We start from the raw sequence: 14605 nt of genomic DNA on the forward strand, positions 1-14605 counted from the left end.
TAAGCTCGCTGACCAATCTATCAGCGAGCTTATGTTTGTTTAAATTAATGTTCTTAAAAGTACTAAAACTAAGCTTTCGCTAGATCTTTTTGGCGGAAGCTCAGTTTTTCTTCTTAACTTAACATGTAATCTACAATTCCCCAACGAATAATGATCGATTTAGCGAGAAGGTGAGATTGTGAGTGAACAATATTTTACAAATAGTCCCCAAAGCGAAAGCCATCCGTCCCAATTTCAGACGAAGATCAATGATATAAATTTAATATTCCATACAGATGATGGTGTTTTTTCCAAGAAACAAGTTGATTATGGTACGCGTGTTTTACTAGAACATTTTTCGATACCGAATGAATCAGGGCGTATTTTGGATGTTGGGTGTGGTTATGGTCCGGTTGGCATTACTATTGCTAAACAATATGAGGGTTTGAGCATTGACATGGTGGATATTAATGAGCGTGCGATTCAACTAGCTCATAAAAATATCCAAGAAAATCAAGTTAAAGAAGCCAAAGCTTTCATCAATGATCGACTGACTGATCTTCGGGCTAATGACTATACAACCATTATTACAAACCCACCATTTCGAGCGGGGAAAGCGGTTGTGTTTGATATTGTTGACCAAAGTTTTAAGTGTCTCATTCAGCAGGGTGAATTGTGGTTAGTTGTACAAAAGAAACAAGGAGCTCCTTCGTTAAAAAAGAAAATGGAGGATGTTTTCGGAAATGTTGACGTTATAAAACGGGATAAAGGTTATTATGTTTTAAAGTCAATTAAAATTGACTAGCTAGTAGCCTTGTGATATCATTAAAAAATGCCACTAGATACAAATCTTTGTCAAGTTATTTTTTATACTTTCTAAAAAATATTAACAATGATTTGTAGATAAGTGAAATAGAGCCGTTTTGAGGTATAAACTGAGCACGTTAAACCGATAATGGTTACATGCTCGTTTATAGATATATAGTTTATCATGTTTTGGATAAATTGTATATCCTTTGAAAAAAGTTAGATATAACATTTGTGAACATACAGATGTTGTTATATAGGCTTGTGAAACGATGTGGATCAAGCAAGTTCGGCATGCCTAAATGTCGGACGGTTTTTTGTTTTAAATATTTGGTTGTTTGAGGGGTGAAGCAGTTGACAGGTCAACTAGTTCAATATGGTCGACACCGCCAGCGTAGAAGCTACGCGCGAATTAGCGAAGTGCAAGAATTACCGAACTTAATCGAGATTCAAACCGCTTCGTATCAATGGTTTTTAGATGAAGGGTTAAAAGAAATGTTTGCTGACATTTCACCAGTAGAAGATTTTACTGGTAACCTCTCATTAGAGTTTGTGGATTACTCATTAGGTGAACCGAAGTATTCGGTCAATGATGCAAAAGAACGTGACGTAACGTATAATGCGCCGTTACGTGTGAAAGTTCGCTTGTTAAACAAGGAAACAGGTGAAGTGAAAGAACAAGAAGTCTTTATGGGTGATTTCCCATTAATGACAGACACAGGTACGTTCATTATTAATGGTGCTGAACGTGTGATTGTTTCTCAACTTGTTCGTTCACCAGGTGTTTATTTCAGCGACAAAATTGATAAGAACGGCAAGAAAGGTTACACGTCAACAGTTATTCCGAGCCGTGGTGCTTGGTTAGAATTTGAAACTGATGCTAAAGATGTCGTTCATGTGCGTATTGACCGGACACGTAAATTGCCAATCACCGTGTTGTTACGTGCTTTAGGTTTTAGCTCTGATGAAGAGATTATTAATTTATTAGGTGACAACGAATTTGTTCGTAACACCTTAGAAAAAGACAACACAGAAGATAGTGAAAAAGCACTGATCGAGATTTACGAACGGTTACGCCCGGGTGAACCACCGACAGCAGAGAACGCAAAAAGCTTGCTTTATTCCCGCTTTTTCGACCCGAAACGTTATGATTTAGCCCGTGTCGGTCGTTACAAAATGAATAAGAAACTACAAATCAAAGATCGCTTGTTTAATCAAACGTTGGCAGAATCAATTGCTGACGAAGAAACAGGTGAAGTCATCGCTCGAAAAGGCGATAAACTGAACCGTCGTTTATTAGATAAGATTATTCCTTATCTAGAAAAAGAAGAAGATGCCGTTGGTGAACAGATTTTAGAACCACAAGATGGTGTGTTAGAAGATCCTGTGAAAATCCAATCGATTAAGATCATTGATCCGACTGATCCAGATGGTGAGAAAACACTCAATGTCATTGGTAATAGTATTGTTGATGATGAACTTAAACATATCACTTATTCAGACATTGTTGCGTCGGTCAGTTACTTCTTTAACTTGTTGCACACAGTTGGTAAAACAGACGATATTGACCACTTAGGTAATCGTCGTTTACGTTCTGTAGGTGAGTTGTTACAAAACCAATTCCGAATTGGCTTGTCTCGTATGGAGCGTGTCATTCGTGAACGTATGTCTATTCAAGATACAGAGTCCATTACGCCGCAACAGTTAATCAATATTCGACCGGTTATTGCTTCGATTAAAGAGTTCTTTGGTAGTTCACAGTTATCGCAATTTATGTACCAAACGAACCCATTAGCTGAATTGACGCACAAACGTCGTCTATCAGCTCTAGGACCAGGTGGTTTAACGCGTGAACGTGCTGGTATGGAAGTCCGTGACGTTCACTACTCGCACTACGGTCGTATGTGTCCAATCGAAACACCAGAAGGACCAAACATCGGTCTGATTAACTCACTTTCATCTTATGCGAAAGTGAATCCATTTGGTTTCATTGAGACGCCATATCGCCGTGTTGACCCTGAAACAGGTAAAGTAACGGGTCATACTGATTACTTAACAGCAGATGAAGAAGATAACTACATTGTTGCTCAGGCAAACGCAACATTGAATGAAGATGGTACTTTTACGGATGAAGAAGTTATTGCTCGTTTCCGTGGTGAAAACATCGTTGTAAAACGTGAACAAATTGACTACATGGACGTTTCGCCGAAGCAGGTTGTATCTGCAGCAACAGCATGTATTCCATTCTTAGAAAATGACGACTCTAACCGTGCCTTAATGGGTGCGAACATGCAGCGTCAAGCTGTACCGTTGATTGATCCTGAATCACCAACAGTTGGTACAGGAATGGAATATGTATCTGGTAAAGACTCAGGTGCAGCAATTGTTAACCAACACGAAGGTGTTGTAGAAAAAGTTGAAGCAAAAGAAGTTCATGTTCGTCGAATTGAAACAGTTGATGGTAAGGAAGTAGAAGGCGATTTAGATCGCTATCGTTTCCAAAAATTCATCCGTTCCAACCAAGGTTCTTGCTATAACCAACGTCCAATCGTTTCTAAAGGTGATCGCTTAGAAAAAGGTGAAGTCATCGCTGATGGTCCGTCAATGGATCGCGGAGAACTAGCCTTAGGTCGTAACGCATTAGTTGCCTTTATGACTTGGGATGGTTATAACTATGAGGACGCCGTGATCATGAGCGATCGTCTGGTTAAAGACGATGTGTTCACTTCGATTCATATTGAAGAATTTGAATCGGAAGCACGTGACACGAAGCTAGGTCCTGAAGAGATCACACGTGACATTCCTAATGTTGGTGAAGACGCTCTGAAAGACTTAGATGAAAGTGGAATCATTCGTGTTGGTGCTGAAGTAACAGATGGTGACATTCTAGTCGGTAAGGTTACGCCAAAAGGTATGACAGAATTATCATCTGAAGAACGCCTACTTCACGCTATTTTCGGTGAAAAAGCTCGTGAAGTTCGTGACACATCTCTACGCGTACCACACGGTGGTGGCGGTATTGTACACGACGTAAAAGTGTTCAACCGTGTTGACGGAGATGAATTATCGCCAGGCGTTAACAAGCTTGTCCGTGTTTATATTGTTCAAAAACGCCGTATTTCTGAAGGTGACAAGATGGCAGGCCGTCACGGTAACAAAGGTGTTATTTCCCGTATTTTACCGGAAGAGGATATGCCATTCCTACCAGATGGTACACCTGTTGATGTCATGCTTAACCCATTAGGTGTTCCGTCTCGTATGAATATCGGACAGGTGTTAGAATTACATCTTGGTATGGCAGCTCGCGAATTAAATATCAACGTGGCATCACCTGTCTTTGATGGTGCGAACGAAGAAGATGTTTGGGAAACTATGGAAGAAGCTGGCTTAGCTCGTGATGGTAAGTCCGTCCTTTATGACGGTCGTACTGGCGATGCATTCGATAACCGCGTTTCAGTGGGTGTCATGTATATGATCAAGCTAGAACACATGGTTGACGACAAACTACACGCTCGTTCGACTGGACCGTATTCACTTGTTACGCAACAACCACTTGGTGGTAAAGCACAGTTTGGTGGTCAGCGTTTCGGTGAGATGGAAGTTTGGGCTCTCGAAGCATATGGTGCAGCGTACACACTTCAAGAGCTATTAACCGTTAAGTCTGACGATGTGGTTGGACGTGTGAAAACGTATGAAGCAATCGTCAAAGGTGAGAACTTACCTGAACCAGGTGTTCCAGAATCATTCCGCGTCTTAATCAAGGAACTGCAAAGTCTTGGTATGGATGTAAAGATGTTAACGGATGATGAAACGGAAATCGATATGCGAGATCTAGAAGAAGATGATCAATCGACTGATCAATTAAACGTCAATATAGAACGACATGAGCCAGAGGAGTCGGCTGAATAATTGTTCTATCAATTAACTGTTCGAAAAAATGAGGGAGGTAGTCTCCTTGATCGATGTAAATAAATTTGAGTATATGAAAATTGGTTTAGCGGCATCGGAGAAAATTCGTGCATGGTCTTACGGAGAAGTTAAAAAGCCAGAAACGATTAACTATCGTACATTGAAGCCGGAGAAAGACGGTCTTTTCTGCGAAAGAATCTTTGGCCCAACAAAAGATTGGGAGTGTCACTGCGGAAAATACAAACGCGTTCGCTATAAAGGCATTGTTTGTGACCGTTGTGGCGTTGAAGTAACGAAAGCGACCGTTCGACGTGAGCGTATGGGGCATCTTGAATTAGCTGCCCCTGTCTCTCATATCTGGTATTTCAAAGGTATTCCGAGCCGTATGGGCTTAGTTCTTGATCTGTCACCTCGTGCTTTAGAAGAAGTGATTTATTTCGCTTCATATATCGTGACAGAACCAGGTAACACCCCACTTGAAAAGAAACAATTGCTTTCTGAGAAAGAGTACCGTGCTTATTACGATAAATACGGCAAGTCTTTCCAAGCTCATATGGGTGCAGAAGCAATTCGTAAACTACTTCATAGTGTTGATTTAGAATCTGAAGTAGAAGAGTTAAAAGAAGAATTGAAAACAGCGCAAGGTCAGCGCCGTACACGTGCGATTAAGCGACTTGAAGTGCTTGAATCATTCCGTAACTCAGGAAATGATCCAGCTTGGATGGTATTGGATGTTTTACCAATCATTCCTCCAGAATTACGTCCGATGGTTCAATTAGACGGAGGTCGTTTTGCGACATCAGACCTTAACGACCTTTACCGTCGTGTAATTAATCGTAACAATCGTTTGAAGCGCTTATTAGATTTAGGTGCACCAACGATTATCGTGCAAAACGAGAAACGTATGTTACAGGAATCAGTTGACGCATTAATCGATAATGGTCGTCGCGGTCGTCCAGTAACAGGACCAGGAAACCGTCCACTTAAATCACTTTCACACATGCTGAAAGGTAAGCAAGGTCGTTTCCGTCAAAACTTACTTGGTAAGCGTGTTGACTATTCAGGTCGTTCAGTTATCGTTGTTGGTCCGAACTTAAAGATGTATCAATGTGGTTTACCTAAAGAGATGGCGATTGAATTATTCAAACCATTCGTCATGCGTGAACTTGTTGATCGTGGTTTGGCGCATAATATCAAGTCAGCTAAGCGAAACATTGAACGTTTACGCCCAGAAATCTGGGATGTGCTTGAAGATGTGATTAAAGATCACCCAGTTATGTTAAACCGTGCACCAACATTACACCGTTTAGGTATTCAGTCATTCGAACCAGTCCTAGTTGAAGGGCGTGCGATTCGTTTACACCCACTCGCATGTACAGCTTATAACGCTGACTTCGACGGTGACCAAATGGCGGTACACGTTCCGCTTTCACAAGAAGCGCAGGCAGAAGCGCGTGTATTAATGCTCGCAGCGCAAAACATCCTGAACCCGAAAGATGGTAAGCCAGTTGTTACACCATCTCAGGACATGGTATTAGGTAACTATTACTTAACATTAGAGCGCGAAAATGCTCTTAATGAAGGTAAAGTTTTCTCAACACCATCTGAAGCGTTAACTGCTTATAATAATGGTTATGTTCATTTACACAGCAGAATCGGTGTTTATGCAGGATCGTTAAATAAACCACAATTCACCGAAGAGCAAAATCGCAAAGTGTTGATTACAACTGTTGGTAAGATTATCTTTAACGAAATCTTGCCGGATTCATTCCCTTACATGAATGAACCGACAGCTTCTAACTTAGAAGTTGAAACACCAGATCAATATTTCATCGACCCTACAGAAGATGCAAGAGAAGTACTGCAATCACGTGATTTAGTACTACCATTCAAGAAGGGCATCTTGGGTGATATCATCGCTGAAGTCTTCAAATACTACAAGCTTTCAGAAACATCGAAAATGCTTGACCGTATGAAAGACTTAGGGTTCAAATACTCAACTAAAGCAGGTATCACAATCGGTGTTTCTGACATCGTTGTATTAGATGAAAAACAACAAATTATTGATGATGCACAAGAGAAAGTTGATAACGTTACTAAACAGTTCCGTCGTGGTTTAATCACGGAAAACGAACGTTATGATCGTGTTGTTTCTGTATGGACAGATGCAAAAGACGATATTCAAAATCGTCTATTAGGCGCATTAGGTAACTTGAATCCAATCTATATGATGAGTGATTCTGGAGCACGTGGTAACGCCTCTAACTTCACACAGTTAGCTGGTATGCGTGGTCTAATGGCTAACCCATCTGGTAAAATCATCGAACTACCGATCAAATCGAACTTCCGTGAAGGTTTAACGGTATTAGAATACTTTATTTCGACACACGGTGCTCGTAAAGGTCTTGCCGATACCGCGCTTAAGACTGCTGACTCAGGTTACTTAACACGTCGTCTAGTAGATGTTGCGCAAGACGTGATTGTCCGCGAAGATGATTGTGGAACTGACCGAGGTATGGAAGTTAGCACATTAAGTGAAGGTAGCGAAACAATCGTGCCACTTTATGACCGTCTAGTAGGACGTACAGCATTCCGTTCAGTGAAACATCCTGAAACAAATGACGTCCTAGTTAAACGTGATGAGCTAATCACAGAAGACATCGCTAAAGAAATTGTTGAATCCGGTGTTGAAGAAGTTGTCATCCGCTCAGTCTTCACTTGTAACACACCACATGGCGCTTGTAAGAAATGTTATGGACGTAACATGGCAACAGGTGAGCAAGTGGATGTTGGTGAAGCAGTTGGAATTATCGCAGCACAGTCAATCGGTGAACCTGGTACACAGCTAACGATGCGTACCTTCCACACTGGTGGTGTAGCTGGTGATGACATCACACAAGGTCTACCACGTATCCAAGAGGTATTCGAAGCTCGTAATCCTAAAGGTCAAGCGATCATTAGTGAAATTCACGGAACAGTTAAAGAAATCAACGAGTTCAAAGATAAGAAAGAAGTCGTTGTTCAAGGTCAAATCGAAACACGCAAGTACAACGCTATGTACAATGCGCGTATGAAAGTAGAAGAAGGTGACACAGTAGAACCAGGTCAAGCGCTTGTTGAAGGTTCTATTGATCCGAAAGAATTAATCAATGTTCAAGGCTTGCAGGGCGTTCAAGAGTACTTGCTTAAAGAAGTACAAAAAGTTTACCGTATGCAAGGTGTTGAAATCAGCGATAAACACGTCGAAGTCATGGTAAGACAAATGCTACGTAAAGTACGTGTGATTGAAGCTGGTGACACAGACTTACTACCTGGATCATTAATGGAATTCCAACAGTTCAAAGAAGCGAACCACGATGTCTTAGTACAAGGTGGCCAGCCTGCTGTTGCGAAACCAATTATTCTTGGTATCACGAAAGCATCACTAGAAACAGATTCATTCTTATCAGCTGCATCATTCCAGGAGACAACACGTGTCCTAACAGACGCAGCAATCAAAGGTAAGTATGACGAGTTAATGGGTCTGAAAGAAAACGTCATTATCGGTAAACTTGTTCCTGCTGGTACAGGTTTAGATCGTTACAGAAACCTTAAACATGTTAAAAACGAACCGGATGTAGACGTTGGAAACGTAGAAGAAGTTCAAGCAGAAGAGGTCACAACAGAATCATAATTAGTAAGGTAAAGATGAGCATCGTCGCCGGGCGGCGCGATGCTCTACTTATCTTAATGAAAATGCTAACAGGTTGGTCGCACCCTAATTTAAAAATCACCATGTTTTTCTACATTTTTCGTTGACACAATAGTCATGCAGTGATAATATATCAAAGGTGCTTCATTTAACCTTGTTACTTTGGAGGATGAAAGATGTCTTATGAAAAAGTACTCAAGGCACAAAAACGTTTAAAAATTGGAGCAAAACAAGTGCAAAAAGCTATTAAACATGGCGAAGCACTAGAAGTCGTGATTGCAAGTGATGCAGAGCGACATGTGACAAATAAAATTGTTGATGTTGCTGAGAATCATCAAATCCCAGTGATTGAAGTAGATTCGATGAAAGAACTAGGTCAAGCAAGTGGGATCGATGTTAATGCAGCGACGGTGGCAATAACAAAGTAACTTTATATGCTGATGCATGTAAGTTTCTTTTTTGCCTTTTTATGAACCACCTGGATGTGTGGAATTACAAAAAGAACGAAGGGAGGATATATAATGCCTACTATTAATCAATTAGTACGTAAAGGACGTAAGACTAAACGAGCAGGTTCAGACGCGCCAGCGTTGAACAAAGGTTACGACTCTCAAAAGAATCGTCAAACACACAACCCTGCTCCTCAAAAACGTGGTGTGTGTACACGTGTTGCAACAATGACACCGAAGAAGCCAAACTCATCACTTCGTAAATATGCACGTGTGCGTTTATCAAACCAAATTGAGGTTACAGCTTACATCCCTGGTATCGGCCACAACTTACAAGAACACAGTGTTGTTCTAATTCGTGGTGGACGTGTTAAAGACTTACCAGGTGTCCGTTATCACATTGTTCGCGGTGCATTAGACACTGCAGGTGTTGAAGGACGTAAACAAGGACGTTCTAAGTATGGTACGAAACGCCCTAAAGCTAAAAAGTAAAAAATAAATGATGATGAATGAAGGGAGGCTAACATATGTCACGTAAAGGTGCAGTCCCAAAAAGAGACGTAATACCTGATCCGATTCACAACTCTAAGTTAGTGACTCGTTTAATCAATCAAATTATGATTGATGGTAAGAAAGGTACAGCACAAAAAATCTTATACGCTGCGTTTGACTTAGTCGAACAACGTAGTGGTCAAAATCCTATGGACGTATTCGAAGAAGCTATGAAAAACGTCATGCCAGTACTTGAGGTGCGCGCACGTCGTGTTGGTGGTTCCAACTATCAAGTACCTGTAGAGGTTCGTGCAGAACGTCGTCAGGCACTAGGTCTTCGTTTCATCGTTAACTACTCTCGTTTACGCGGTGAGAAAACGATGGAAGAACGTCTTGCGAATGAAATTTTAGATGCATCCAATAATACAGGTGCAGCGGTTAGACGCCGTGAAGAAATGCATAAAATGGCAGAAGCGAACAAAGCATTCGCTCACTATCGTTGGTAATCAATCAATTATAAATCCAATCACAGGAAGGAGACATTATTATGCCAAGAGAGTTCTCCTTAGACAAGTATCGTAACATTGGAATTATGGCACACATCGATGCTGGTAAAACGACAGCTACTGAGCGTATCTTGTATTACACAGGACGTATTCATAAGCTGGGAGAGACTCACGAAGGTGCTTCTCAAATGGACTGGATGAGCCAAGAGCAAGACCGTGGTATTACAATCACGTCTGCGGCCACAACAGCCCAATGGAATGACCATCGTATTAATATTATCGATACTCCAGGACACGTGGACTTCACAGTTGAAGTTGAACGTTCATTACGTGTCCTTGACGGATCGGTCGCTTTACTAGACGCACAGTCAGGTGTTGAACCACAAACAGAGACTGTTTGGCGACAAGCGACGACTTACGGAGTTCCACGTGTTGTTTTCATTAACAAAATGGACAAAGTAGGTGCTGACTACTTATACTCTGTAGGTACGTTAAAAGAACGTTTAGGTGCAAACGCACACCCAATTCAGTTACCAATTGGTGCTGAAGATCACTTTGAAGGAATCATCGACCTTGTGACTATGCAAGCGTATTACTATGAAGATGATTTAGGTACGCGTGCTTATGCAACAGAAATTCCTGATGACTATAAGGAACAAGCAGATGAGTATCGCGCTTCATTAGTTGAAGCAGTTGCTGAATTAGATGAAGATCTAATGATGAAATATTTAGAAGGTGAAGATTTTACGACGGAAGAACTAAAAAGTGCAATTCGTCAAGGAACTTGTGACGTTGAATTCTACCCAGTACTTGTAGGTTCAGCATTCAAGAACAAAGGTGTTCAATTACTATTAGACGCTGTTATTGACTATCTTCCTTCACCTGTAGATGTTCCAGCAATTGAAGGTTTCAAACCGGATACTGAAGAAGAGGTTGTTCGTAAGTCTGATGACAACGAGCCATTCTCAGCACTAGCCTTTAAGGTTATGACAGACCCTTATGTTGGTAAGTTGACGTTCTTCCGTGTTTATTCAGGAACACTTAAGAGTGGTTCTTACGTTAAGAACGCAACGAAAGATAAACGTGAACGTGTCGGTCGTATCCTACAAATGCATGCGAACCACCGTGAAGAAGTTCCAGAAGTATACGCTGGTGACATTGCAGGTGGTGTCGGCTTGAAAGACACAGCAACAGGGGATACACTAAGTGATGAGAAAAACTTAGTTATTCTTGAATCAATGGAGTTCCCTGATCCAGTAATTGCTGTTGCTATCGAACCTAAATCAAAAGCCGATCAAGATAAGATGGGCATCGCTTTAGCTAAGCTAGCTGAAGAGGACCCAACATTCCAAACAGAAACAAATGACGAAACAGGACAAACGATTATTCACGGTATGGGTGAGCTTCACTTAGACGTAATCGTTGACCGTTTGAAAAAAGAATTTAAAGTAGAAGCTAACATTGGTTCACCACAAGTTGCTTATCGTGAGACTTTCCGTGCTTCAGCAGAAGTTGAAGGTAAATTCGTACGCCAGTCTGGTGGTCGTGGACAATACGGTCACGTTTGGGTTAAATTCGAACCTAACGAAGAAGGTGCAGGTTACGAATTCCACGATAAAATCGTTGGTGGTGTTGTTCCAAAAGAATACATTCCGTCAGTTGATCAAGGTATACGCGAAACATTAGAAAATGGTGTTTTAGCTGGTTATCCATTAATCGACGTAAAAGCAACACTATTTGATGGTTCTTACCACGATGTTGACTCGAACGAAACAGCGTTTAAAGTAGCCGCATCAATGGCTCTTAAAGAAGCAAAAGCTAAATGTAAACCTGTTCTTCTTGAACCAATGATGAAAGTAGAGATCGTTGTGCCAGAAGAATACATGGGTGATATCATGGGAGATGTCACATCTCGCCGTGGACGTGTAGAAGGTATGGGTACTCGTGGCCCAGCATCAGTTGTTGATGCATTCGTTCCACTTTCAGAGATGTTCGGTTATGCGACAGCACTACGTTCAAACACGCAAGGTCGTGGATCGTACACCATGCATTTCAGCCACTATGAAGAAGTTCCTAAATCAATTTCTGAAGAAATTATTAAGAAAAATAGTGGTGAATAATTGATTTTTTAACGCGAATCACTTATAAAAGGTATTGTAAGGAGTTATCTTTCGAGAGACACTCTCGGAAGATAAACCCACAATATAAATAAATTAATAATTATTTACTTTAAGGAGGAAATATAAATGGCAAAAGAAAAATTTGACCGCTCCAAATCCCACGTTAACATTGGGACAATTGGTCACGTTGACCACGGAAAAACGACTTTAACAGCAGCAATCACGACAGTACTTAACAAACAATCAGGTGCAGGGGACGTAATGGCTTACGATCAGATCGACGGTGCTCCTGAAGAGCAAGAGCGTGGAATTACAATTTCAACAGCTCACGTTGAGTACGAAACAGCAAACCGTCACTATGCACACGTTGACTGTCCAGGTCACGCTGACTATGTTAAAAACATGATCACAGGTGCAGCACAAATGGACGGTGCGATCCTAGTTGTATCAGCAGCTGACGGTCCAATGCCACAAACTCGTGAGCACATCTTACTTTCTCGTCAGGTTGGTGTACCAGCAATTGTTGTATTCCTTAACAAGTGCGACATGGTAGACGACGAAGAGCTTCTAGAACTAGTAGAAATGGAAGTTCGTGACTTACTAGGCGAATATGACTTCCCTGGTGACGACATTCCAGTTGTTAAAGGTTCTGCTCTTATGGCAATCGAAGGTAATGAAGAGTATGAAAATGCTATCATCGAACTAATGGAAGCTGTTGACAGCTACATTCCAAACCCAGAGCGCGATACTGATAAGCCATTCATGATGCCAGTTGAGGACGTATTCTCAATCACAGGCCGTGGTACAGTTGCAACAGGCCGTGTTGAGCGTGGTCAGGTATCAGTTGGTGACGATGTTGAAATCATCGGTATGGCTGAAGATTCAAGCAAGACAACAGTTACAGGTGTTGAAATGTTCCGTAAGCTTCTAGACTATGCTGAAGCTGGTGACAACATTGGCGCGCTACTACGTGGTGTTAGCCGTGAAGAAATCAGCCGTGGCCAAGTACTAGCTAAGCCTGGTTCAATCACACCACACACTAACTTCAAAGCTGAAGTTTATGTTCTATCAAAAGACGAAGGTGGTCGTCATACACCATTCTTCTCAAACTATCGCCCACAGTTCTACTTCCGTACAACAGACGTAACTGGTGTTATCCAGCTACCTGAAGGTGTAGAAATGGTTATGCCTGGCGATAACGTAGAAATGGACGTTGAACTTATTTCACCAATCGCGATTGAAGAAGGTACTAAATTCTCAATCCGTGAAGGTGGCCGTACTGTAGGTGCGGGCGTTGTTTCTACAATCGTTAAGTAATAACGATCGTAAGGATCATAATTAATAAAGCTACCAGCTACGGCTGGTAGCTTTTCTTATGAAAACTATTGGGTAATAAAAGGTAGAGCTTTCAAAAGTATTTACACAAGAATTCTGAATATTAATCTATGGCTTGAACTCAAGGGTTCTACTTTGTATAATGATTTGAGTGGCTGTGATGAGAAATATAGTATTTTCCCTTGAATTCTTAAATGATATTTACTATAATCTAAATGTTGCAGTCAAACAAGGCGATGAAGTGGAAGGTTGCCGACACACCCGGCCCCTTTGCCATGGCAAGGTGTGGGGAAAATTTCCGCGGAGAATGTCTGTTGAAAAGATAGGCGACAAAGGAGGGAAAGTAATGGCAAACGAAAAGATTCGTATCAGATTAAAAGCGTATGAACACAAGATTTTAGATCAGTCAGCTGAGAAAATCGTAGACACGGCAAAACGCGCTGGAGCAGAGGTTTCTGGTCCAATTCCATTGCCGACAGAACGCTCTATTTATACAATCTTACGTGGTACACATAAGTACAAAGATGCTCGTGAGCAATTTGAGATGCGTACACATAAGCGTTTGATTGACATTTTGAGCCCAACACCACAAACAGTGGATTCATTGATGCGTTTAGATTTACCATCTGGCGTAGACATTGAAATTAAATTATAAATTTTTAGGAGGTGTGACGGATGACGCAAGGAATCTTAGGACGCAAAATCGGTATGACGCAAGTTTTCTCTGAAAACGGTGAACAACTACCGGTCACAGTCGTTCAAGCTGAAGGTAATACTGTTCTTCAGAAGAAAACAGAAGAAAATGATGGTTACGAAGCGATCCAAGTTGGTTTCTCAAATGAAAAACCTAATCGCGTTAAGAAAGCGGAGAAAGGTCATGCTGAGAAAGCAGAAGCTGAACCTAAGCGCTTCGTTAGTGAAATCCGTGACGTTAATCTTGACGATTATGAACAAGGTCAAGTATTGAGCGTTAATATGTTTGAAGCTGGACAAATGGTTGATGTCACAGGTACTTCAAAAGGTAAAGGTTTCCAAGGTGCAATCAAGCGCCATAATCAAGGTCGTGGACCTGAAACACACGGTTCTCATTTCCATCGTTCACCAGGTTCAATTGGTGTAATGGACACAGGACGTGTATTCAAAGGAATGAAAGGCCCTGGACAAATGGGTGGAGAAACAGTTACAATCCAAAACCTTGAAGTGGTTAAGGTGGACGCTGAAAACGACTTAATCCTTATTAAAGGTAATGTTCCAGGCGCTAAAAAATCTTACGTAAAAATTTCAAGTGCAGTTAAGGCGTAACAATAACTAACGAAG

At 41.3% G+C, this 14605-nt stretch carries 10 protein-coding genes; all 10 read left to right on the plus strand.

The window, feature by feature from the left end; genetic code table 11:
- Positions 1-178 precede the first annotated feature (178 nt).
- The 10 genes from FHR85_RS11310 to rplC all read left to right on the plus strand — a co-directional run bounded on the left by FHR85_RS11310 (position 179) and on the right by rplC (position 14590).
- Entirely contained in the window at positions 179-784 is a 606-nt protein-coding gene (locus tag FHR85_RS11310; protein ID WP_167263311.1) for a methyltransferase, read from the plus strand.
- A 356-nt stretch (positions 785-1140) separates the two neighbouring features.
- On the plus strand, positions 1141-4695 hold the full coding sequence (gene rpoB / locus FHR85_RS11315; RefSeq protein WP_167263313.1) for a DNA-directed RNA polymerase subunit beta: 3555 nt from the start codon (positions 1141-1143) through the stop codon (positions 4693-4695).
- Positions 4696-4741: 46 nt separating this feature from the next.
- Entirely contained in the window at positions 4742-8368 is a 3627-nt protein-coding gene (gene rpoC, locus FHR85_RS11320; protein WP_167263315.1) for a DNA-directed RNA polymerase subunit beta', read from the plus strand.
- Between the two features lie 194 nt (positions 8369-8562).
- Positions 8563-8814 (plus strand): ribosomal L7Ae/L30e/S12e/Gadd45 family protein, encoded by a 252-nt coding sequence (locus FHR85_RS11325; RefSeq protein ID WP_167263317.1) that lies wholly within the window; start codon positions 8563-8565, stop codon positions 8812-8814.
- 93 nt (positions 8815-8907) lie between these two features.
- Positions 8908-9327: a 30S ribosomal protein S12 gene (gene rpsL / locus FHR85_RS11330; protein WP_167263319.1), complete on the plus strand. Its 420-nt coding sequence runs from the start codon at positions 8908-8910 to the stop codon at positions 9325-9327.
- Positions 9328-9362: 35 nt separating this feature from the next.
- Positions 9363-9833 (plus strand): 30S ribosomal protein S7, encoded by a 471-nt coding sequence (rpsG, locus tag FHR85_RS11335; protein WP_167263321.1) that lies wholly within the window; start codon positions 9363-9365, stop codon positions 9831-9833.
- A 41-nt stretch (positions 9834-9874) separates the two neighbouring features.
- The gene (gene fusA / locus FHR85_RS11340; RefSeq protein WP_167263323.1) at positions 9875-11953 is read left to right on the plus strand and encodes an elongation factor G; all 2079 of its coding nucleotides are present in this window, start codon (positions 9875-9877) and stop codon (positions 11951-11953) included.
- A 126-nt stretch (positions 11954-12079) separates the two neighbouring features.
- Positions 12080-13270, plus strand: a complete 1191-nt coding sequence (gene tuf, locus FHR85_RS11345) for an elongation factor Tu (RefSeq protein ID WP_167263325.1) — start codon at positions 12080-12082, stop codon at positions 13268-13270.
- Positions 13271-13634: 364 nt separating this feature from the next.
- A complete protein-coding gene (gene rpsJ, locus FHR85_RS11350; RefSeq protein WP_167263327.1) occupies positions 13635-13943 on the plus strand; it encodes a 30S ribosomal protein S10 in 309 nt (102 codons plus the stop codon).
- A gap of 20 nt (positions 13944-13963) precedes the next feature.
- On the plus strand, positions 13964-14590 hold the full coding sequence (rplC, locus tag FHR85_RS11355; protein ID WP_167263329.1) for a 50S ribosomal protein L3: 627 nt from the start codon (positions 13964-13966) through the stop codon (positions 14588-14590).
- Positions 14591-14605: the final 15 nt, after the last annotated feature.

Origin of the sequence: Alkalibacillus almallahensis (assembly GCF_011761495.1) — a bacterium.
GTDB lineage: Bacteria > Bacillota > Bacilli > Bacillales > Alkalibacillaceae > Alkalibacillus > Alkalibacillus almallahensis.

Excerpts from the sequence above, each read along its gene's own strand:
- FHR85_RS11325 (WP_167263317.1), top strand. The coding sequence starts at position 8,563 with ATGTCTTATGAAAAAGTACTCAAGGCACAAAAACGTTTAAAAATTGGA.
- rpsL (WP_167263319.1), top strand. The coding sequence starts at position 8,908 with ATGCCTACTATTAATCAATTAGTACGTAAAGGACGTAAGACTAAACGA.
- rpsG (WP_167263321.1), top strand. The coding sequence starts at position 9,363 with ATGTCACGTAAAGGTGCAGTCCCAAAAAGAGACGTAATACCTGATCCG.
- fusA (WP_167263323.1), top strand. The coding sequence starts at position 9,875 with ATGCCAAGAGAGTTCTCCTTAGACAAGTATCGTAACATTGGAATTATG.
- tuf (WP_167263325.1), top strand. The coding sequence starts at position 12,080 with ATGGCAAAAGAAAAATTTGACCGCTCCAAATCCCACGTTAACATTGGG.
- rpsJ (WP_167263327.1), top strand. The coding sequence starts at position 13,635 with ATGGCAAACGAAAAGATTCGTATCAGATTAAAAGCGTATGAACACAAG.
- rplC (WP_167263329.1), top strand. The coding sequence starts at position 13,964 with ATGACGCAAGGAATCTTAGGACGCAAAATCGGTATGACGCAAGTTTTC.